Raw genomic sequence first — 19695 nt, forward strand, 5'->3', positions numbered from 1 at the left:
ATGAAACTCGTTCGCTATGGCAACCCCGGCAAGGAGAAGCCCGGCCTCATCGACGACAAGGGTCTGCTGCGCGACCTGAGCGCGGTGGTCGAGGACATCGGCCCCAAGCAGCTGGGCGATGCCGCGCTGGCCAAGCTGCGCAAGCTGAAGACCGACAAGCTGCCGCTGGTCAAGGGCAAGCCACGCTACGGCAGCCCGGTCGCCGATGTCGGCAAGTTCATCGCCATCGGCCTCAACTACGCTGACCACGCGGCCGAGTCGGGCCTGCCGATCCCGGCCGAGCCGGTGGTCTTCATGAAGGCCACGAGCTGCATCCAGGGCCCGAACGATCCGGTCATGCTGCCCAAGAACTCGGTCAAGAGCGACTGGGAGGTGGAGCTCGGCGTGGTGATCGGCGCCCAGGCGCGCTACGTCTCGCAGAAGAGCGCGCTCGACTACGTGGCCGGCTACTGCGTCATCAACGACGTGAGCGAGCGCGAGTACCAGATCGAGCGCGGCGGCACCTGGGACAAGGGCAAGGGCTGCGACACCTTCGGCCCCATCGGCCCCTGGCTGGTGACGCGCGACGAAGTGCCCAACCCGCAGAAGCTCTCGATGTGGCTGGACCTCAACGGCAAGCGCATGCAGACCGGCAACACGAAGACCATGATCTTCAACATCGCCAAGATCGTGAGCTACGTGAGCCAGTTCATGACGCTTGTGCCCGGCGACGTCATCACCACCGGCACGCCGCCCGGCGTCGGCCTCGGCATGAAGCCGCCGCTCTATTTGAAGAAGGGTGACGTGATGACGCTGGGCATCGAGGGCCTGGGGGAGCAGCGGCAGGACGTGGTAGCGTTCAAGCTGTAGTCGTTTGCCGTTCGCCGAGTCTTCAGATTTCCAGGATCGAAGCTAACTCTTCGCACGCCGATCTGAAGACGGCTGGAGGCGCCTGCTTCCACGGATGCTGTCGAGCGCCGCGGGCGCGCCAGTCGAAAGACTTCGGCTGGTGACAGAGAACGTAGCAGGCCTCGTTCTTCGGGCCCTGAAACTTCACGGCGAACGGGTTGTCCTCATTCATCTCCGAATGCGTCATCGGCAGCCCGATGACGATGCCCGTTCGCTCGTTGAAGGCTTTGACCGAAAGAACCAGAAGCGGATGCGCGCCCGGCATCTCCTTGCCTGCTTTCGGGTCATGGTTGATCCAGATGACATCGCGCCGCTCGGGCGCCCAATTGCCAGCCATCAGAGAATTTCGCGGCCCACAGGCCGGCTGGCCATCGCTTCGCCGCCGTGCTTCTGCGGATCGAAGGCCTTGAGCTTCTGGGCCAAGGTCAGTCGCGGGCGGCCTGCCGGTCGCAAGAGCACGCCGTCCTCGACCACTTCAACCGTGATGGGAAGGCCGCGAGCGAAATGCGCGGCCTTCGCGATGGGCGCTGTGATACGAACACCCAGTCCGTTGCCCCATTCCTGGATCGTTTGGGCGACCTTGACTGTTGTTGTCATCCCTGTTCCTTTCGTTGCGCGAGGAGTCAGTATAGAGAGACTGAGCCGTTGTTTCAACGTGTATATACATTGTCGTTGCGCCGACTTGAAATGTCCCACGCCGCCTCCCTACCAGCGCACCGAAGCGGCTGCGCTGGTAGGCAATTTGCACTTGTGGCTCGATGCTCCAGCGCGTGTCGAGCGCGAAAGGCTTGCCCGCTTCGATCGAGGCCGGCACGCCTTCAAAGCGGCGTGGGGCGTCCGGGAAGCGTCGTACGACCGCGCGCGCGAAGACTGTCGATGAGGCGCAACTCCGTCTGCGCCCGCCTGTCGCCGGCATCGAGTTCGAGGCAGCGGCGATAGCGGCTCTCGGCTTCGTCGAGACGGCCCATCTCGATGAGGGCGAAGCCCTGGCCGCGCAGTGCGCGGGTTTGGTGGCGAACCCTTTCGTCGTCCTTGGAAAACTCGATGAGGCGCTCGGCCTCGGTGAAGATCTCGAGCGCCTTCGGCCAGTTCTTGTCGACCTGGTAGGTGTGGCCGAGCTCCGAGCGGAATTGCGCATTGGCAGGCGAGAGCTCGATCGCGCGCTCGATCGCGCGGCGTCCTTCGGGAACTCGCTTCAGTTCGATCAGCGCATAGCCCTTGAGGTATTGGGCATGGCCCCAGGTCGGGCCGACGTCGATCGCATCCTTCCGATCGCTCGCCGCCTGGGTCATGTAGTAGAGGCTTTCGGGCAAGGTGCGCGCGCTGTAGATGCGCTGCTTGCTGTCGCGGTATCGGGCCTCGAAGCGACCGATCAATGCATCGATCACTTGCAGACCTTCCGCAGGCTTGGCTTGCTTGAAGACCAGAAGGCTCGCCTTCTGGAAGTCGGCCAAGTCCTGTGCCTGTGTCTCCTTCGCGATGGGCGCCGTTGCCTTGGCACCCGGGCCGGTCGCGCAGCCGGAAGCGAGGAAGGCGACGGTCATCGCCAGCGCCAGCAGGAATGTCCTCACGTTTCCCTCCTCCTCTGCGGGCGAGCTTAGCTGAACACGCGTCCCCAGGACAGAGGGCCCACGCCGACTTCAAATGTCTCATTGACAGAACATTAGAACTCCACAAACATTCAGGGCATGTCGCAGATGCCCTTGCCGAAATACCACCAGATCTACCTGGTGCTGCGCGAGCAGTTGGATGAAGGGCGTTTCGCCGAAGGCGTGCCGGGCGAGCTGGCGCTGATGGCGCAGTTCGGCGTGGCGCGCGTCACCGTGCGGCGCGCGCTGGAGCGGCTGTCCACCGAAGGGCTGATCTCGCGCAACCCCGGGCGCCGGACGCGGCCGGTGCCGCCCGTGTCGGCCGCCGAGCCGCGCGAGAACGAGGGCAGCCAGCGCGCCAATCTGCATGGCCTGCTGGAGAACCTGGTCACCATGGGCCTGCGCACCTCGGTCAAGGTGGTCGATGTCGCCATGGTGTCGGCTTCGACGCAGGTGGCCGAGGCGCTGCAGATCCAGCTCGGCGATGCGGTGCAGAAGGCGGTGCGCGTGCGCTCGACGCGCGAGGGGCCGCTCTCGCACATCACCACCTACGTGCCGGCCGAGGTGGCGCGGCGCTTCGGGCGGCGCGAACTCGCCAAGAAGCCCATCCTCGTGCTGCTGGAAGAGGCGGGCGTCAAGGTCGGGCGCGCGCACCAGACGATCTCTGCGCGGCTTGCGGACAACGTGCTGGCCGAACACCTCGAAGTCTCCGTCGGCTCGGCGCTGCTGGCCGTGCGCCGCCTCGTCTACGACGACGCCGATCGGCCGGTGCAGTGGCTGCACGGCTTCTACCGGCCCGACCGCTACACCTACGAGATGCAGTTGTCCCGCGTGGGCAGCATCGACGCCAAGGTGTGGGTCAGCAAGGATGTGTCAGCCCAGTTCAACTGAAAGAGGAAAAGCCCCATGTCGAATCGTCGCCGCTTCATGTCGCAATCCGCCGCCGTGGCTTCCGCCATCGCATTCCCGCTCGTGGCCGGCGCGCAGCCGAAGCCCGTCAAGGTCGGCGTGCTGCATCCGGTGACCGGCGCGCTCGCCTATTCGGGCCAGCAATGCCGCCTGGGCGCACAGCTCGCGATCGAGGACATCAACAAGGCCGGCGGCATCAAGTCGCTCGGCGGCGCGCAGATCGAGGCCCTGCTCGGCGATGCGCAGTCGCAGCCGCAGGCCGGCACGGCGGAGGTCGAGAAGATGAACGAGGCCGGCGTCTCGGCCATCGTCGGCGCCTATGCCTCGGCCATCTGCCTCGCGACCACGCAGGCCGCGGCCAAGTACAACCTGCCGCACGTGGTGGATGTGGGCGTGGCCGACCAGATCGTCGAGCGCGGCCTGAAGAACACCTTTCGCTTCGGCCCCGGCTACAAGAAGTCGACCGAGGTCGCGATGGCCAATCTGCTGGTGCTCAACAAGGCCGCGGGCAATCCGGCCAAGACGGTGATGATCATCCACGAGGAGTCGCTGTTCGGCGCCGGCACGGCGGCGCTGCTGTCGCGCGAGCTGCCGGGCTATGGCTTCGACGTGAAGGAAGTGGTGAAGCACGCGAATCCGACGCGCGACTTCAACAACATCGTGCTGCGCATGAAGTCGGTCAACCCGGACATCGTGATCCCGGCCAACTACTACAACGAGTACGCGCTCCTGGTGCGCACCATGCAGCAGCAGAAGGTCAGTCCCAAGGCGATCTTCTCGGTGCTGGGCGGCGCGGCATCGAGCTACAAGTTCGTGAAGGAGTTTCCGGACGCGGCCAACGGCATCATCGACTGCAACCACTGGTTCAACCCGAAGGACAAGCGCTCGCAGGAACTGAAGAAGCGGGTCGAGGCCAAGGGCCAGTTCTTCAGCTACGAGGTGTTCATGACCTATACCGCGATGTGGCTGTTGGCCGATGCGCTGGAGCGTGCCAGGTCGGCCGAGCGCGCTGCCATCATCGATGCGCTGGAGAAGAGCACCTTCTCGAATCACATCATGCCGTATGGCCCGACGAAATTCACGAACGGCCAGAACGAGGGCGCGCAGCCGCTGATGACGCAGGTGGTGAAGAACGACATCAAGGTGATCATTCCGCGCGACTACCGCGAGGTGGATCCCGTGTTCCCGCTCAAGGCATGAGCACCATCTCTCGTTCCCTCCCCTCCCGGGGGAGGGCTAGGGTGGGGGCTGCGGGCCTGTCCATCGGCGTGCATCTTCGAGACGCCTGACCATGCTCGACTTCGGCATTCTCTTTCCCTCCGTCCTCAACGGCCTCACCACCGGCGCGGTCTATGCGCTGATCGCGCTCGGCCTCACGCTGATCTACGGCGTGCTGCACATCATCAACTTCGCGCACGGTGCCTGCCTGATGCTGGCGCTGTACGCGGTGTACTTCCTCAAGGAGCGCTGGGGCGTCGACCCCTACCTGGCGCTGCCGATCATCGTGCCGGGCATGTTCGCGCTCGGCTACGCGCTGCAGCGCATCGTGATCAACCGCGCGGGCCACGGCAAGGACGAGAACATCCTGCTCGCCACGCTGGGCATCGCGATCGTGATGGAGAACCTCGCGCTGATCTTCTTCAAGTCCGACACGCGCAACATCGACACCGCCTATTCGCTCAGCACGGTGGCCATCGGGCCCGCGATGATCGCGGTGCCCAAGTTGGTGGCCTTCGCGGGCGCGCTGGTGGTGTCGGCACTGCTGTTCTGGATCATGGGCCGTACCGACCTGGGCCGCGCGATCCGCGCGGTGGCCAAGGAAAAGGAAGGCGCCAAGCTCATGGGCATCGACGTCGACCATGTCTACGCGATGAGCTTCGGCATCGGCCTGGCCTGCCTGGGCGCGGCCGCGTGCTTCCTGCTGCCGGCCTACTACGTCAACCCGCAGGTGGGCAGCGGCTTCGTGCTGGTGGCCTTCACCATCGTCGTGCTCGGCGGCATGGGCAGCTTCGTCGGCGCGCTCCTCGGCGGCTTCCTGGTCGGGGTGGTGGAGTCGCTGGGCGGGCTCTACCTCGGCGAGTCGCTGGGGCAGATCGGCATCTTCGCGATCTTCATCGGCGTCGTGCTGTTCCGGCCCGAAGGCATGTTCGGAGCGAGGGCATGAGCGCAGGCAACCGGCAACTCGCCCTCATTGCGCTGTTCGCGGTGCTCGTGGCCTGCGTGCCGCTGGTCACGGCGTCCGGCACCACGCTCAACTTCGTGATGATGGCGCTCTATGCCACGCTCATTGCGCAGGCCTGGAACATCCTCGGCGGCTTTGGCGGGCAGTTCTCCTTCGGCCATGCGCTCTTCTTCGGCACCGGCGCCTACATCCAGGCCATCGCGCAGCTGCAGGGCGGCATCAACGCCTGGGTCGCGCTGCCGCTCGCGGTGGCGGGCGCGGCGCTGGTGGGGCTCTTCGTCGGCGCGCTGAGCTTCCGCTACGGACTCAAGGGTTCCTACTTCGCGCTGGTCACGCTGGCTTTCGCGGAGGCGTTCCGCATCCTCGCGCTGTCGGTGCCTTTCACCGGCGGCGGCGTGGGCTTGATGGTGCCGCTGCGCGAGTCCGCCGCCAACCTGCAGTTCGCCTCGCGCAGCGGCTACCTGTGGCTGGTGCTGGGCTTCGTCACGGCCGCGCTCATCGTCACCTGGTGGCTGCGCAACAGCCGCTTCGGCGCCTGCCTGCAGGCGGTGCGCGACAACGAGGATGCGGCGCGCGCAGTGGGCGTGAACCCCTTCAACGTCAAGCTCGCGGCCATCGGCATCTCGGGCGCCTTCATGGGCGCGGCCGGCGCGTTCTACGTGCAGGTGTTCCAGTACATCGACCCCGGCATCGCCTACGGCCCCGCGACCTCGGTCGAGGCGCTGGTCGCGGCCATCGTCGGCGGCATGGGCACGCTGTGGGGGCCGGTGCTGGGCGCGCTCGTGCTGCACGTGCTGTCGGACTTCACGCGCAACCTGTTCGGCGAGCTCCCGGGCATCAACATGGTGATCTACGGCGTGGTGCTGGTGCTGATCGTGATCTTCGTGCCGCGCGGCATCGCGGGCATCGGCCTGTCGGCACGGCAGCTCTGGGCCGGGAAGGGAGGCCGCCGTGGCTGAAGCGCTGCTGACCCTCGCCGGCATCTCGCGTTCCTTCGGCGGCCTCGCGGCGGTGCAGGACGTGAGCCTCGCGGTGGAGGAAGGGCGCCTGTGCGCGCTGATCGGCCCCAACGGCGCCGGCAAGACCACGCTGTTCGCGCTGATGTCGGGCTTCCTCAAGCCCGACAGCGGCACGGTGCGCTTCGCGGGTCAGGACATCACGGGCCGCGAGCCGCATCGCAATGCGCTCCTGGGAATGACGCGCACCTTCCAGATCGTCAAGCCTTTCGCGGCCCAGACGGTGCGCGAGAACATCGCGGTCGGCGCGCACCTGCACGAGCGCAGCCGCGGCATCGCGCTGGCGCGCGCGGAGGCGGTGGCGCAGCAAGTGGGCCTTGCGCGACAGATCGACAAACTGGCCTCCGACCTCACCGTGGCCGGCCGCAAGCGGCTGGAGCTGGCACGCGCGCTCGCCACGCAGCCGCGCCTGCTGCTGCTCGACGAGGTGCTGGCCGGCCTCAATCCGCAGGAGATCGCCGAGATGATGCCGGTGGTGCGTGGCATTGCCGCGAGCGGCGTGACGGTGCTGATGATCGAGCACGTGATGCAGGCCGTGATGCACCTGGCCGAGCATGTCTGGGTTCTGGCGCAGGGCCGCCTGATCGCCGAGGGCAGCCCGGCCGAGGTCACGTCGAACGACAAGGTGGTCGAGGCCTACCTGGGCCACGGCACGGCGGCGCGGCTGCGCGCCGCGGGAGCGGCGGCATGACGGTCCTGCTCGACATCAAGGAGTTGCGCGGCGGCTACGGTCGCGTCGAAGTGCTGCGCGGGGTCGACCTGCAGGTAAATGCCGGCGAGATGGTCGCGCTCTTGGGCAGCAACGGCGCCGGCAAGTCCACGCTCAACAAGGTGGTCTGCGGCCTCTGCCCGGCCTGGGCCGGCACGGTGCGCTTCGACGGGCAGGACCTGAGCGGCGCCCACTACCGCGAGGTGGTGCGCGCCGGGCTGATCCAGGTGCCCGAGGGCCGCAAGGTGTTCCCCAACCTCAGCGTGCTGGAGAACCTCGAGCTCGGTTCCTTCACGCGCGCCCGCGAACGCCGCGCGCTCAACCTGGAGCGCGTGTTCGCGATCTTCCCGCGCCTGAAGGAGCGCCTGCGCCAGCACGCCGGCACGATGAGCGGCGGCGAGCAGCAGATGCTCGCGATCGGCCGCGGCCTCATGGCCGAGCCGGTGCTGCTGATCCTCGACGAGCCCTCGCTGGGCCTGTCGCCGCTGCTGGTGGAGGAGATGTTCTCGCTCGTTCGCCAACTGCGCGACGACGGCCTTGCGGTGCTGCTGGTCGAGCAGAACGTGGGCCAGTCGCTGGAGATCGCGGATCGTGCGTACGTGCTGGAGAACGGCAGCGTGCGCTTCTCGGGCTTGCCGAAGGACTTGCTGGCAAGTGACGACTTGCGGCGCGCTTACCTGGGCCTTTGATCCGGCCGCGCCAGAAGGAGACAACATGAAACGTCGTGACATCCTCATTGCACCCATGGCGGCGGCATTCGCCGGCGGCGTGCGCGCCCAGATCGGCGGCGCGCCGGTGCGCATCCTGGTCGGCGCGCCGGCCGGCGGCTCCACCGACACGCTGGCGCGCACGCTGGCGGCCAGCATGGGGCCGGTGCTCGGCCGCACGGTGATCGTCGAGAACCGGCCGGGTGCCGGCGGCAACATCGCGGCGGACGCGGTGGCCAAGGCGGCGCCGGACGGCAGCACGCTCCTGATGAGCTTCACCAGCCATGCGATCAATGCCACGCTCTACCCGTCGCTGCCCTTCGATCCGGTGAAGGACTTCACGGCGCTGACCTGCGTCGCGACCGCGCCTTCCATCCTGGTCGCGCATCCATCGGTGCCGGCCAACAACGTGCGCGAACTGATCGCGCTGGCCAAGAGCAAGCCGGGGCAGCTCAACTTCGCGATCGGCGGCATTGGCTCCTCGCTGCACATGGCGGGCGACGCCTTCAAGATGCAGTCGGGCGCCTTCATCGTGAACATCCCCTACCGCGGCACCGCGCCGGCCGTGCAGGACGTGCTCGCGGGCCAGGTGCAGCTGATGTTCGCGGCGGTCGGCAACGTGCAGGCGCATATCAAGGCCGGCAAGCTGAAGGCGCTGGGCGTGACGAGCGCGAAGCGCCTGCCCGCCTTTCCCGAGGTGCCTGCGATCGCCGAGGTGCTGCCGGGCTACGAGTCGAGCGCCTGGTTCGGGCTCTTCGGGCCGGGCAACATGCCAGCCGACGTCGCGCGCCGCACCAGCGATGCGGCGCGCCAGGCGATTGCGCAACCGGAGATGCGCAAGCGCCTGGAGACCGAGGGCGCGATCCCGGTCGGCAACGCGCCCGAGCAGTTCTCGGCTTTCGTGCAGAGCGAGATCACGCGCTGGGCCAAGGTGGTCAAGTTCTCCGGAGCGAGGCCGGAATGAGCGCCGCTGCACGCGCGCCGCAGACGCTGGCGCAGAAGCTCATTGCCCGCGCCTGCGGGCGCGCGCAGGTGGCGGTGGGCGAGGTCGTGACCTGCGCGGTCGATCTCGCGATGTTCCACGACTCATCGGGCCCGCGCCGGCTGCAGCCGATGCTCGAGGAACTGGGCGCACAGGTCTGGGACAAGTCGCGCATCGTGCTGGTGATGGACCATTACGTGCCCGAGCGCGACGAGGACTCGCGCCGCATCGTGCGCATCGCGCGCGACTGGGCGCGCGACCAGAAGCTGCCGCATGTCTACGACAGCCAGGGCATCTGCCACGTGGTGGTGCCGCAGCACGGGCACATCCGCCCCGGCATGCTGTGCGTGGGCGGCGATTCGCATTCGCCCACCGGCGGCGCGTTCGGTGCCTACATGTTCGGCGTCGGCAGCACCGAGATGCTCGGCGTGGTGGTCACCGGTGAGATCTGGCTGCGCGTGCCCGAGACCATCCGCATGTGGTGGGATGGCGCGCTGCCTGCCGGCGTGACGGCCAAGGACATGATGCTCTCCATGATCGGCCGCTTCGGCATGAACGGCGGGCGCTACCAGGCGGTCGAGTTCTGCGGTCCGGCCGTGACCGCGCTGTCGATGCAGGAACGCATGACGCTGTCGAACATGAGCGCCGAGCTCGGCGCGCAGGCCGGGCTGATCGCGCCGGACGCGACCACCGCCGCCTACCTCGCCGAGGCCGGCGCGCCGCCGGTGGACATCGCGCCGTGGTTCACTGATGAAGGTGCCACGTTCGAGCAGCACCGCTTCGACGCCGCCGCGCTGGAGCCGCAGGTCGCGGCGCCGCACAGCCCGGCCAATGCCCACGGCGTGAGCCGCGATGCCGGCATGCCGGTCGACGTGGCCTACATCGGCGCCTGCACCGGCGCCAAGCTCGACGACCTGCGCGCCGCCGCGCAGGTGCTGCGCGGTCACAAGGTGGCGGCCGGGGTGCGCCTGATCGTCGCGCCGGCCAGCCTGCAGGACCAGGAGCAGGCGCGCGAAGAGGGCGTGCTGCAGGTGCTGATGGACGCCGGCGCCGAACTCTTCCCGACCGCCTGCGGCGCGTGCTCCGGCTATGGCGATCCGATGGGCGACGACATCACCGTGATCTCGACCACCGCGCGCAACTTCAAGGGGCGCATGGGTTCGGCGACGGCGCAGGTGTACCTCGGTTCGCCCTATACCGTGGCCGCTTCGGCGCTGCGCGGGTGCGTCACGGACCCGCGGGAGATCCTGCAATGACTCACCGCGTGTGGCGCCTGGGCGCTGATATCGACACCGACGCGCTGGCCCCCGGCCATGCGATGAAGCACGGCATTGAGACCATCGCGCAGCATTGCCTCGAAGCCGTGCGCCCCGAGTTCGCGCGTGAGGTGCGGCGCGGCGACGTGATCGTGGCCGGCCCGAACTTCGGCATCGGCTCTTCGCGCGAGCAGGCCGCGGCGGTGCTGGTGCAGCTGGGCGTGGCGGCGGTGATCGCACCCTCGTACAGCGGGCTTTACTTCCGCAACGCCTTCAACGTGGGGCTGCTGCTGCTCACTTGCGCGGAAGCCGAATCGCTGCAGGAAGGCGAGAGGGTAGAGCTCGATGTAGAGACGCCGGCTGTGCGCACCGCCGAGGGCCGCACGCTGGCCTGCGAGCCGGTGCCGGCTTTCCTCATGGACATGGCGCGCGCGGGCGGCTTGTTGAAGCAGCTGCGCCTGCGTCTCGCCACCGGGGACGCGCATGCGCGCTGAAGAAGGCGACCTGCGCCGCTGGGACGCGCATCTCGCGGTGCTGCATGCCACCGTGGCGCGACACGCGGCGCGCTCGGCAGACCCCGAAGCCGCGCAGCAGGCGCGGCGCCTGCTCGTCGACACCGTCGGCTGCGCGATCGCAGGCCGCCATGCAAGAGAGGTGCGGCAGCTCGAAGCGGCGGTGGCCGATTGCGAACCCGGCGGCTTCGCGCTGCCCGACGGTCCCTCGATGAGCGTGCACGCCGCGGCCCAGGTGCTGGCCATGGCCGCCACCTGGGACGAAGCCTGCGAAGGCCACGCGCTCGCGCACGGCCGGCCCGGCGTGCCGCTGGTGGCGGCGCTGCTGCCACTGGCGCTGCAGCGAGATACGACGCTCGACGCCTTTGTCGATGCCTTCGTGCTCGGCTACGAGGTCGGCGCGCGCTGCGGCGCCTGGCTGCGCATTCGCCCGGGCATGCATGTCGATGCCAACTGGCCGGCGCTCGGCGTCGCCGCCGGCGTGGCGCGGCTCATCGGATTGCCCGCGGCGGGCATCGTGCAGGCGATCGACATCGCCGCCTGCCAGCTCGCGACCAGCCTCTACCTGCCCGTGACCCAGGGCCGCACGGCGCGCAACACCTACCTCGGGCACAGCGCCTCGCTCGGCCTGCAAGCGGCCTTCGCGAGCGCGGCGGGCATCGACGCGCCGGCCGATGCGCTGGCCCACTATGCCAACGCGCATGCGGCCGCCGCGCAGCAGGCGCTGCCCGATGCGGAGATCACGCTGTTGCTGGATGCGTATCTCAAGCCCTTCGCGGCGGTGCGCCACGTTCACTACGGCGCGGTTGCTGCGCGGCAGCTTCGCGAACGACTGGCCGGCGATACCCGGGGCATTCAGGGCATCGCGCTCAAGGTCTACGAAGAAGCCATCGTCTACTGCGGCAACCGCGCGCCGCGCACGCCGATCCAGGCGCAGTTCAGCCTCAGCTTCGGCATCGCGGCGATGCTGTGCTTCGGCGACATCGACCCCTCGGTCTACGCTGAAGCGCGCTTCGACGACGCCGAGCTGCAGCGGCTCGAAGCGCTGGTGGTGCTCAAGCCCGATGCGGAGCTGACGGCGCGCAAGCAGCGCGGCGCCACGCTGGTGGTGGAGCATTCCTCCGGCCGCTTGCAGGAAGCCGTGCACACCATTGCGGGCGATGCCGCCCATCCGCTCGACTGCGCGGCGCTCGTCTCCAAGTTCAGGCGCTACGCCGCGCGCAGCCTCGCCGGCGAGCGGGCCGCGCTCTTCTGCAACACCGCGCTCGACGCGCAGCAGGACATCGACCTGCGCCTGCTCTGGCAGCAACTCGTTCCTCTTCACACCACGTCCACACGACCATGAAACGCCTGCGCCATCTCGCGACCACGCTCCTCCTTAGCCTGCCGCTTCTCGCCGCGGCCCAGGCCGACGACTTCCCGAACAAGTCGATCCGCATCGTCGTGCCCTTCCCGGCTGGCGGCGCCACCGACGCCGCGGCGCGCCTGGTCGCCACCAAGATGAGCGAGAAGTGGAACCAGCCGGTGGTGGTGGACAACCGCGCGGGCGCCGGCGGCAATGTCGGCTCCGACTTCGTCGCCAAGTCCGCGCCCGACGGCTACACGCTGGTGATGGGCGTGACCGGATCGCACGCGATCAACACCTCGCTCTACAGCAAGATGCCCTACGACCCGGTGGCCGACTTCGTCGCCATCAGCCAGGTCGCGGTGGTGCCCAACGTGCTGGTGGTGCACCCCTCGGTGCCGGTCAACAACCTGGCCGAGCTGGTGGCGCTCGCCAGGCGCGAGCCCGGCAAGCTCAACTACGCATCGCTCGGCAACGGCACGGCCGCGCACCTGGGCATGGAGATGCTCAAGTCCGCCGCCGGCATCGAGATCACGCATGTGCCCTACAAGGGCAGTGCGCCCGCGGTCTCCGACCTGCTGGCCGGTCAGGTGCAGATGATGGTCGATGGCCTGCCTTCGGCGCTGCCGCACGTGAAGGCCGGCAAGCTGCGCGCCATTGCGCTGACCAGCCTGCACCGCGCGCCGGCACTGCCCGAGCTGCCGACCATCGCCGAGAGCTACCCGGGCTTCTACGCTGACGCGTGGTCGGGCCTGTTCGCACCCAAGGGCACGCCGAAGCCGGTGGTGGACAAGCTCTCGGCCGAGGTGCAGCGCATCCTGAAGCTGCCCGAGGTGCGCGAGAAGCTGGCCGCGCTGGGCGCCGAGCCGGTGGGCTCCACGCAGGTCCAGTTTGCGGCGCATGTGAAGCGCGAAATCGATAAGTGGGGCAAGGTCGTGAAGACCAGCGGAGCGAAAGTGGATTGACCATGAACGACGCACTCGACCCCGTTACCCTCGCCGTGCTGCGCGGCCGCCTCGAACAGGTGGCCGACGAGATGGACGCGACGCTCTACCGCAGCGCCTTCAACCCGATCATCGCGGAGGCCCACGACGCCTGCCACGGCCTCTACGACGCGGTGAGCGGCGACACGCTGGTGCAGGGCAAGTCGGGGCTGCCGGTGTTCGTCGGCGCCATGGCCTTCGCGGTGCGCATGACCGCGGCCGCGGCGGCGCCGCGCGGCGGTATGGTCGACGGCGACATCTGGATCAGCAATGACGCCTACGACGGCGGCACGCACGCCAACGACTTCAAGCTGGTGCGGCCCTTCTTCCGCAGCGGCAAGCTCTATTGCTACATGGCCTCGGCCGCGCACTGGCACGACGTCGGCGGCGCGGTGCCCGGCAACTACAACCCGGCGGCCACCGAGTGCTGGCAGGAGGCGGTGCAGATCCCACCGGTGCGCATCGTGCGCGGCGGCGAGCTCGACGCCGACGTGCTGGCGATCCTGCGCGCCAACACGCGCCTGCCCGAAAGCCTGTGGGGCGACTTGAACGGCCAGCTGGCCGCGCTGGAGCTCGGTACGAAGCGGCTGCACGGACTGCTCGACGAGTACGGCGATGCGCTGGTGCTGCAGGCCATGGGCGAGCTGCGCAGCCGCGCGCTCAAGCTGATGCGCGCGCACATCGCCTCGCTGCCCGACGGCCGCTACAGCTTCGAGGACCTGCTCGACAACGACGGCATCACCAGCGAGCCGCTCACCATCGCGCTCGACATGACGGTGGCCGGCGAGCGGCTCCTGCTCGACTTCTCGCGCAGCTCGCCACAGTGCGCGGGGCCGGTCAACATCTCGCGCGCCACGGCGGTCGCGGCCTGCTACGTCGCGCTCAAGCACCTGTTCCCCGATGTGCCGGCCAATGCCGGTGTGCTCGACGCGGTGGACTTCGAGATCCCCGACCGGCTGGTGATCAGCGCCGAGCGGCCACGTCCGATGGGCGGCTACACCGAGACCATCCTGCGCATGATCGACGTGATCTTCAGCGCCGCGGCGCAGGCCGATCCGGCGCGCGCCGTCGCGCAGGCCTACGGCACCATCAATGCGCTGTCGATCGCGGGCCACCGCAGCGACGCGGGGCGCGAGGGGCAGCGCTGGGTGATGTTCAGCTTCTTCGGCGGCGGGCATGGCGGGCACTCGGGCGGCGACGGCCTCTCGCACGGCAACGCGCCGATCTCCACCGCCACCATCCCGCCGCTGGAGATCCTCGAGGCCGCCTACCCGGTGCGCTTCACCGAATGGTCGCTGCGCGCCGACTCGGGCGGCGACGGGCAGTTCCGCGGCGGCCTCGGCGCGGTCTACGAGATCGAGCTGCTCGAGAAGGATGCCGAGGTCTTCGTCTTCGGCGAGCGCGGCAGCTCGCCGCCCAAGGGCATCGCGGGCGGCGGCGCGGGTGCGCTCAATGTCTTTCGCTACGAGAACGAAGGCGCCTGGCACGTGCCGCCGATGGTGTCGAAGATGCGCGGCATCCGGCTCGCGCGCGGCGAACGCGTGCGGCTCGAAACGCCCGGCGGCGGCGGCTGGGGCGATGCGGCGGAACGCCGGCCAGATCAGCGCGCGCAGGACAGGGCGATGGGCTACGTGAGCGTCGAGCCCGCGAAGAAGAAGGATCAGCAATGACAGCAGCAATCAAATCCGCTGAAGGCGGCTCGCTGGTCGTCGGCGTCGACGTCGGCGGCACCTTCACCGACCTCTTCGTGCTCGACGAGTCGGCCGGCACGGCGCGCATCGTCAAGGTGCCTTCCACCCGCGGCGAGGAAGCGCGCGGCTTCATGAACGGCGTGGCGCGCGTGACCGATTCGGCCGCGGCCATCGCCACCATCGTGCACGGCACCACGGTCGGCACCAACGCGCTGCTCGAACGCAAGGTGGCGAAAACCGGCATCCTCACCACGCGCGGCTTCCGCGACGTGCTGGAAATGCGCCGCCGCGACCGGCCGCAGACCTGGGGCCTGCGCGGCAGCTTCACGCCGGTGGTGCCGCGCAACCTGCGACGCGAGGTCGACGAGCGCGTGCTGGCCGACGGCACGCTGCACACGCCGGTCGACCTCGACCAAGTGCGCGTTGAAGCGCGCGCGCTGTTGGCCGAGGGCTGCGAGGCCGTGTGCGTGTTCTTCATCAACACCTATGCGAACCCGGAGAACGAGCGTCTCGCCGTCGCCGCGGTGCGCGAGATCTGGCCCAACGCGCACGTGACCTCGGCCAGCGAGGTGCTGCCCGAGATCCGCGAGTTCGAGCGCTGCTCCACCGCCACGCTCAATGCCGCGCTGCAGCCGGTGGTCGGCAGCTACCTCGAACGGCTCGAATCCGATCTGCGCGGCCAGGGCTTCGCCGGCGAGCTGCTGGTGGTGCAGAGCAACGGCGGCGTGATGTCGCGCGCCACCGCGAGCGAGCTGCCGGTGCGCACTGCGCTCTCGGGCCCGGCGGCCGGCGTGATCGCCTGCGCCGAGATCGCGCGCGCGGCGGGCTTCCCCAACGCGATCACCGGCGACATGGGCGGCACCTCCTTCGACGTCTCGCTGGTGGCGAACGGCGAGGCGGCGCTGGCGGCGCAGACCGCGATCGAGTTTGGCATGGTGATCCGCTCGCCGATGATCCAGATCGAGACCATCGGCGCCGGCGGCGGCTCGATCGCCTCGGTGGATGCGAGCGGCATGCTGCAGGTCGGGCCCGAGTCGGCCGGCAGCGTTCCCGGCCCGGCCTGCTACGGCCGCGGCAACATGCGCCCGACGGTGACCGATGCCAACGTGCTGCTGGGCCGCATTGCGGCCGACCGGCCGCTCGGCGGCGGCCTGCTGGCGGCGCTCGACGCGGAGAAGTCCTATCAGGCCATCGAGGCGCACGTGGCGAAGCCGCTGGGGCTCGACGTCCATGCGGCGGCCGAGGCCATCCTTACGGTCGCCAACGCGCGCATGGCCGGCGCGATCCGGCTGGTGTCGATCGAGCGCGGCCACGACCCGCGCCGCTTCGCCTACATGCCCTTCGGCGGCGGCGGCGCCCTGCACGTGTGCGCGATGATGCGCGAGGTCGGCGTGGCCACCGGCATCGTGCCGCGCTATCCCGGCGTCACTTCGGCGCTGGGCTGCGTGATCGCCGACATGCGGCACGACGCGGTGCAGACGCTCAATCGGCCGCTGGCCGATCTCGACGTCGATGCCATGCGGCAGCGCATCGCGCAGCTGGCCGAGACCTGCCAGCGGCGCCTCGATTCCGCTGGCGTGCGCTTCGACGAGGTGCGCGAGATCGTCGCGCTCGACATGCTCTATGCGGGCCAGACCCATACGCTGCCGGTGCCGTTGCCGCCGGGCAGCGGCGCGACGCTCACGCGAGAGACGATCCGCGCCGCTTTCGAAGCGAGCTACGAGGCCACCTTCGGCCGCGTGCTCGACGGCATCGGCATCCGCGTGATGAACCTGCGCTACGCGCGCATCGGCGTGCGGCCCAAGTTCGACCTGGCCGTGCTGGCGCCGGAAGGCGAGGGCAGCATCGCCCCGCTGGGCACGCAGCTCGTGTTCCACCAAGGGCGCTGGCACGAGGCGCAGCGCTTCGCGCGCCTCGACCTGCCGGTGGGCGCGCGCGTCGAAGGGCCTGCGATCCTGGAGCAGGTCGACACCACCGTGTGGCTCGAGCCCGGCTTTCAGGCTGAGGTCGATGCCTTTGGCAACCTGCTGGTGAGTTCACATGGACGCTGATACACGCATTGCGGCTGCGAAGACCGCGCTGGTCATCATCGACCTGCAGAACGACTTCCTCGACCCGAAGGGTGCCTATGCGCGCGGCGGCGACACCAACCCACCTGCCTTGCTGCTGCCGGCGCGTGTGGCCGGCGTGGCGCGTGCGCTCAAGAGCGCCGGCGGTATGGTGGTCGCGAGCCAGTTCACGCTGTGGCCCGATGCGGCCGGCGAGCCCATGGTGTCGCCGCACCTGAAGGCGCTGCGGCCCTACCTGACGAAGGGCGACTTCGCGCCGGGCAGCTGGGGGCAGGCGAACGTCGACGAACTGGCAGGACTCATCGACGTGACGGTCAGCAAGGTCGCCTACTCGGCCTTCTTCAACACCCAGCTCGACTGGGTGCTGCGCCGCGCCGGCATCGATACCGTGGCCGTCTGCGGCATCGTGACCAACGGCGGCGTCGCCAGCACGGTGCGCGACGCCCACATGCGCGACTACCGCACGCTGGTGCTGGCCGACGGCTGCGCGGCCTTCGGCGAGGAGCGGCACCAGACCTCGCTGGCCGACATGCGCAACGTGGCCGAAGTCACCGACTGCGCGGCCTTCATCCAGTCGCTGGCATGACGTTGCAGCGAAACATCCGTCGCGCATCGGCCATCGATGCGGAGGCGCACACCGGCGTCGCCATCGTCGGCGCCGGCGCCTGCGGCCTCACCGCGGCGCTGATGCTGCACGACGCGGGCATCGACTGCGTGCTGCTCGAACGCGATGCGACGCCCAGTGGATCGACCGCGCTCTCTTCGGGCTTCATCCCCGCGCCGAGCACCCGCGTGCAGCGCGCGCAGGGCGTGCACGATGACAGCGCCGAACGCTTCGCCGCCGACATCCAGGCCAAGGCCCACGGCCGCGCCGCGCCCGCGCTGGTGCGGGCTTATGCCGAAGCCATCGGTCCCGCGCTCGACGCATTGCAGGCGCGGCACGGGCTCGGTTGGATCCTGCTCGACGGCTTTCTCTATCCGGGCCACAGCGCCCATCGCATGCATGCGCTGCCGCAGAAGACCGGCGCTGCGCTCATGGCCGCGCTGCAGGCGGCGGTAGGGACGGCAGGCATCCCGGTGCTTACCCAGGCACTGGTCGAAACGCTGTGCTTCGATGAAGAGGACCGTGCGATCGGAATCGGCTACCGCCGGCCCGACGGCCGCGAAGAATTGCTCGGCTGCGATGCGCTGCTGCTGGCCTGCAACGGCTTCGGCGGCAACGCGGAGATGGTGCGCGCGCTGCTGCCCGAGATGGCGGATGCCGCTTTCGGCGGCCACACCGGCAACGATGGCAGCGCCATCCTCTGGGGCCGGGCACTGGGCGCGCGGCTGCGCGACCTCGGCGGTTACCAGGGACACGGCTCCTGGGTCACGCCGCAGGGCGCGCTGATGTCCTGGGCCGTGATGATGGAAGGCGGCGTGCAGATCAACCGCGAAGGGCGGCGCTTCCATGACGAGACCCAGGGCTATTCCGAGGCCGCGGTGAAGGTGCTCGCGCAGCCGGGCGGCGTCGCCTGGAATGTGTTCGATGCGCCGCTGCTCGCGCTGGCGCACGAGTTCCCGGATTTCTGCGAGGCCGAGGCGGCCGGCGCGCTGCGCCGCTGCGACACGGTGGCGCAGCTCGCCGCGTGCATCGGCTGCGACGTGCCCACCTTGCAAGCCACGCTCGATGCCTTGCTCGCCATCGGTCCGCAACCCGACGGCCGCGTGTTCAAGCGCGGACTGGCCGCGCCGTACTTCGCGGTCAAGGTGTCGGGCGCGCTGTTCCACACTCAGGGCGGCCTCGACATCGGGCCGGACATGCGCGTGCTGCGCGAGGACGGCACGGCGTTGCCCAACCTGATCGCGGCGGGCGGCGCAGCCGGCGGCGTTTCGGGCGATGCGGTGTGGGGCTATCTCTCGGGCAACGGCCTCCTGAGTGCCGTGGCCGGCGGCGCCATCGCGGCGCGCACGGCGGCGGCGCTTGTCAAGGCAGGAAGGAACCAACATGGCGAATGACACTTCATTCAAGGAACGGCTCGCGTCCAGCGAGATCGTGCTCGCACCCGGCGTCTACGACGCCGTGAGCGCGCTGGTGGCCGAGCAGGCCGGCTTCGAGGCGCTCTACCTCTCGGGCGCTTCGATCGCCTACACGCGGCTGGGCCGTTCGGACGTCGGCCTCACCACCTTCACCGAGGTGGCCGACACACTGGCGCGCATCTGCGAGCGCGTGAACCTGCCGGTGATCATCGATGCCGACACCGGCTTCGGCAATGCGCTCAACACGCAGCGCACGGTGCGCGGCTTCGAGCGCGCCGGCGCGGCCATGGTGCAGATCGAGGACCAGGGCTTTCCCAAGCGCTGCGGTCACCTGGACGGAAAGACGGTCGTGCCTGCGCGCGAAATGACGGGCAAGCTCAAGGCTGCGCTGGATGCGCGTGCCTCGGCCGAGACGCTGATCCTCGCGCGCACCGACGCCGTCGCCGTCGAGGGGCTGGACGCGGCGCTCGACCGCGCCGAGGCGTACCTGGAATGCGGCGTCGATGCGCTCTTCATCGAGGCCTTGCGTTCGCCCGCGCAGATGGAGGCCGCCTGCAAGCGCTTCGCCCACCGCGTGCCGCTCCTGGCCAATATGGTCGAAGGCGGCAAGACGCCGATTCAGGATGCCGATGCGCTGCAGGCCCACGGCTTTCGCATCGCGATCTTTCCCGGCGGCACGGCGCGCGCGGTGGTCCACACGCTGCAGGGCTACTACGCGAGCCTCGCGCAGCACCGCACGACCGAGCCATGGCGCGACCGCATGCTGGACTTCGACGGCCTCAACGAAGTGATCGGCACGCCGGAGCTGATGGCGCTGGGCAAGCGCTACGAATAGGCG

Annotated in this window: 20 protein-coding genes; 17 read left to right on the top strand and 3 right to left on the bottom strand. The window is 69.1% G+C overall.

Annotated elements, in window-relative coordinates; translation table 11 throughout:
• Positions 1 to 849: a fumarylacetoacetate hydrolase family protein gene (locus BLS74_RS06365; protein ID WP_093103843.1), complete on the top strand. Its 849-nt coding sequence runs from the start codon at positions 1 to 3 to the stop codon at positions 847 to 849.
• Positions 850 to 871: 22 nt separating this feature from the next.
• On the opposite strand, the gene BLS74_RS06370 is transcribed toward BLS74_RS06365, so the two are convergent.
• From BLS74_RS06370 to BLS74_RS06380, 3 genes are all read right to left on the bottom strand, one after another.
• Complete coding sequence (locus tag BLS74_RS06370; RefSeq protein ID WP_093103845.1) at positions 872 to 1225, bottom strand: type II toxin-antitoxin system PemK/MazF family toxin; 354 nt, start codon at positions 1223 to 1225, stop codon at positions 872 to 874.
• Positions 1225 to 1485 carry an AbrB/MazE/SpoVT family DNA-binding domain-containing protein gene (locus BLS74_RS06375; protein ID WP_093103846.1) on the bottom strand — a complete coding sequence of 87 codons (261 nt, stop codon included), beginning with the start codon at positions 1483 to 1485 and terminating at the stop codon, positions 1225 to 1227. The genes BLS74_RS06370 and BLS74_RS06375 overlap by 1 nt, the downstream gene beginning before the upstream one ends.
• Positions 1486 to 1706: 221 nt before the next feature.
• Complete coding sequence (locus BLS74_RS06380; protein WP_093103848.1) at positions 1707 to 2459, bottom strand: tetratricopeptide repeat protein; 753 nt, start codon at positions 2457 to 2459, stop codon at positions 1707 to 1709.
• Between the two features lie 126 nt (positions 2460 to 2585).
• Here BLS74_RS06380 and BLS74_RS06385 point away from each other — a divergent pair, with 126 nt between their 5' ends.
• The 16 genes from BLS74_RS06385 (at position 2586) to BLS74_RS06460 (ending at position 19692) form a co-directional block, all read left to right on the top strand.
• On the top strand, positions 2586 to 3368 hold the full coding sequence (locus BLS74_RS06385) for a GntR family transcriptional regulator (RefSeq protein ID WP_093104163.1): 783 nt from the start codon (positions 2586 to 2588) through the stop codon (positions 3366 to 3368).
• Positions 3369 to 3383: 15 nt separating this feature from the next.
• Positions 3384 to 4586, top strand: a complete 1203-nt coding sequence (locus BLS74_RS06390; RefSeq protein ID WP_093103849.1) for an ABC transporter substrate-binding protein — start codon at positions 3384 to 3386, stop codon at positions 4584 to 4586.
• Positions 4587 to 4677: 91 nt separating this feature from the next.
• On the top strand, positions 4678 to 5550 hold the full coding sequence (locus BLS74_RS06395) for a branched-chain amino acid ABC transporter permease (protein ID WP_093103850.1): 873 nt from the start codon (positions 4678 to 4680) through the stop codon (positions 5548 to 5550).
• Positions 5547 to 6527, top strand: coding sequence for a branched-chain amino acid ABC transporter permease (locus BLS74_RS06400; RefSeq protein WP_093103852.1), 981 nt, complete (start codon positions 5547 to 5549; stop codon positions 6525 to 6527). The genes BLS74_RS06395 and BLS74_RS06400 overlap by 4 nt, the downstream gene beginning before the upstream one ends.
• Positions 6520 to 7275, top strand: a complete 756-nt coding sequence (locus BLS74_RS06405) for an ABC transporter ATP-binding protein (protein WP_093103854.1) — start codon at positions 6520 to 6522, stop codon at positions 7273 to 7275. Before BLS74_RS06400 ends, BLS74_RS06405 begins: the two co-directional genes overlap by 8 nt.
• Positions 7272 to 7982: an ABC transporter ATP-binding protein gene (locus BLS74_RS06410; RefSeq protein ID WP_093103855.1), complete on the top strand. Its 711-nt coding sequence runs from the start codon at positions 7272 to 7274 to the stop codon at positions 7980 to 7982. Before BLS74_RS06405 ends, BLS74_RS06410 begins: the two co-directional genes overlap by 4 nt.
• Before the next feature lie 25 nt (positions 7983 to 8007).
• Complete coding sequence (locus BLS74_RS06415; protein ID WP_093103857.1) at positions 8008 to 8964, top strand: tripartite tricarboxylate transporter substrate binding protein; 957 nt, start codon at positions 8008 to 8010, stop codon at positions 8962 to 8964.
• Positions 8961 to 10238: a 3-isopropylmalate dehydratase large subunit gene (locus tag BLS74_RS06420; RefSeq protein ID WP_093103859.1), complete on the top strand. Its 1278-nt coding sequence runs from the start codon at positions 8961 to 8963 to the stop codon at positions 10236 to 10238. Before BLS74_RS06415 ends, BLS74_RS06420 begins: the two co-directional genes overlap by 4 nt.
• Positions 10235 to 10732, top strand: a complete 498-nt coding sequence (locus tag BLS74_RS06425) for a LeuD/DmdB family oxidoreductase small subunit (RefSeq protein ID WP_093103861.1) — start codon at positions 10235 to 10237, stop codon at positions 10730 to 10732. Before BLS74_RS06420 ends, BLS74_RS06425 begins: the two co-directional genes overlap by 4 nt.
• Positions 10722 to 12095 carry an MmgE/PrpD family protein gene (locus tag BLS74_RS06430; protein ID WP_093103862.1) on the top strand — a complete coding sequence of 458 codons (1374 nt, stop codon included), beginning with the start codon at positions 10722 to 10724 and terminating at the stop codon, positions 12093 to 12095. The genes BLS74_RS06425 and BLS74_RS06430 overlap by 11 nt, the downstream gene beginning before the upstream one ends.
• Positions 12092 to 13060 (top strand): tripartite tricarboxylate transporter substrate binding protein, encoded by a 969-nt coding sequence (locus tag BLS74_RS06435; RefSeq protein ID WP_093103863.1) that lies wholly within the window; start codon positions 12092 to 12094, stop codon positions 13058 to 13060. Before BLS74_RS06430 ends, BLS74_RS06435 begins: the two co-directional genes overlap by 4 nt.
• 2 nt (positions 13061 to 13062) lie before the next feature.
• A complete protein-coding gene (locus tag BLS74_RS06440; protein WP_093103864.1) occupies positions 13063 to 14748 on the top strand; it encodes a hydantoinase B/oxoprolinase family protein in 1686 nt (561 codons plus the stop codon).
• Positions 14745 to 16820 (top strand): hydantoinase/oxoprolinase family protein, encoded by a 2076-nt coding sequence (locus BLS74_RS06445; RefSeq protein WP_093103865.1) that lies wholly within the window; start codon positions 14745 to 14747, stop codon positions 16818 to 16820. Before BLS74_RS06440 ends, BLS74_RS06445 begins: the two co-directional genes overlap by 4 nt.
• A complete protein-coding gene (locus BLS74_RS06450; RefSeq protein ID WP_093103867.1) occupies positions 16810 to 17424 on the top strand; it encodes a cysteine hydrolase family protein in 615 nt (204 codons plus the stop codon). Before BLS74_RS06445 ends, BLS74_RS06450 begins: the two co-directional genes overlap by 11 nt.
• On the top strand, positions 17421 to 18836 hold the full coding sequence (locus tag BLS74_RS06455; protein WP_093103868.1) for an FAD-dependent oxidoreductase: 1416 nt from the start codon (positions 17421 to 17423) through the stop codon (positions 18834 to 18836). Before BLS74_RS06450 ends, BLS74_RS06455 begins: the two co-directional genes overlap by 4 nt.
• Complete coding sequence (locus BLS74_RS06460) at positions 18826 to 19692, top strand: isocitrate lyase/PEP mutase family protein (protein WP_093103870.1); 867 nt, start codon at positions 18826 to 18828, stop codon at positions 19690 to 19692. Before BLS74_RS06455 ends, BLS74_RS06460 begins: the two co-directional genes overlap by 11 nt.
• The last annotated feature ends 3 nt before the right edge of the window (positions 19693 to 19695 follow it).

This window comes from Variovorax sp. CF079, assembly GCF_900101545.1.
GTDB lineage: Bacteria > Pseudomonadota > Gammaproteobacteria > Burkholderiales > Burkholderiaceae_C > Variovorax.

Bases quoted from the DNA above. Each gene is read 5' to 3' on its own strand.
- BLS74_RS06365 (WP_093103843.1), top strand. From the start codon at position 1: ATGAAACTCGTTCGCTATGGCAACCCCGGCAAGGAGAAGCCCGGCCTC.
- BLS74_RS06370 (WP_093103845.1), bottom strand. From the start codon at position 1,225: ATGGCTGGCAATTGGGCGCCCGAGCGGCGCGATGTCATCTGGATCAAC.
- BLS74_RS06375 (WP_093103846.1), bottom strand. From the start codon at position 1,485: ATGACAACAACAGTCAAGGTCGCCCAAACGATCCAGGAATGGGGCAAC.
- BLS74_RS06385 (WP_093104163.1), top strand. From the start codon at position 2,586: ATGCCCTTGCCGAAATACCACCAGATCTACCTGGTGCTGCGCGAGCAG.
- BLS74_RS06390 (WP_093103849.1), top strand. From the start codon at position 3,384: ATGTCGAATCGTCGCCGCTTCATGTCGCAATCCGCCGCCGTGGCTTCC.
- BLS74_RS06395 (WP_093103850.1), top strand. From the start codon at position 4,678: ATGCTCGACTTCGGCATTCTCTTTCCCTCCGTCCTCAACGGCCTCACC.
- BLS74_RS06400 (WP_093103852.1), top strand. From the start codon at position 5,547: ATGAGCGCAGGCAACCGGCAACTCGCCCTCATTGCGCTGTTCGCGGTG.
- BLS74_RS06410 (WP_093103855.1), top strand. From the start codon at position 7,272: ATGACGGTCCTGCTCGACATCAAGGAGTTGCGCGGCGGCTACGGTCGC.
- BLS74_RS06415 (WP_093103857.1), top strand. From the start codon at position 8,008: ATGAAACGTCGTGACATCCTCATTGCACCCATGGCGGCGGCATTCGCC.
- BLS74_RS06420 (WP_093103859.1), top strand. From the start codon at position 8,961: ATGAGCGCCGCTGCACGCGCGCCGCAGACGCTGGCGCAGAAGCTCATT.
- BLS74_RS06425 (WP_093103861.1), top strand. From the start codon at position 10,235: ATGACTCACCGCGTGTGGCGCCTGGGCGCTGATATCGACACCGACGCG.
- BLS74_RS06430 (WP_093103862.1), top strand. From the start codon at position 10,722: ATGCGCGCTGAAGAAGGCGACCTGCGCCGCTGGGACGCGCATCTCGCG.
- BLS74_RS06435 (WP_093103863.1), top strand. From the start codon at position 12,092: ATGAAACGCCTGCGCCATCTCGCGACCACGCTCCTCCTTAGCCTGCCG.
- BLS74_RS06440 (WP_093103864.1), top strand. From the start codon at position 13,063: ATGAACGACGCACTCGACCCCGTTACCCTCGCCGTGCTGCGCGGCCGC.
- BLS74_RS06445 (WP_093103865.1), top strand. From the start codon at position 14,745: ATGACAGCAGCAATCAAATCCGCTGAAGGCGGCTCGCTGGTCGTCGGC.
- BLS74_RS06450 (WP_093103867.1), top strand. From the start codon at position 16,810: ATGGACGCTGATACACGCATTGCGGCTGCGAAGACCGCGCTGGTCATC.
- BLS74_RS06455 (WP_093103868.1), top strand. From the start codon at position 17,421: ATGACGTTGCAGCGAAACATCCGTCGCGCATCGGCCATCGATGCGGAG.
- BLS74_RS06460 (WP_093103870.1), top strand. From the start codon at position 18,826: ATGGCGAATGACACTTCATTCAAGGAACGGCTCGCGTCCAGCGAGATC.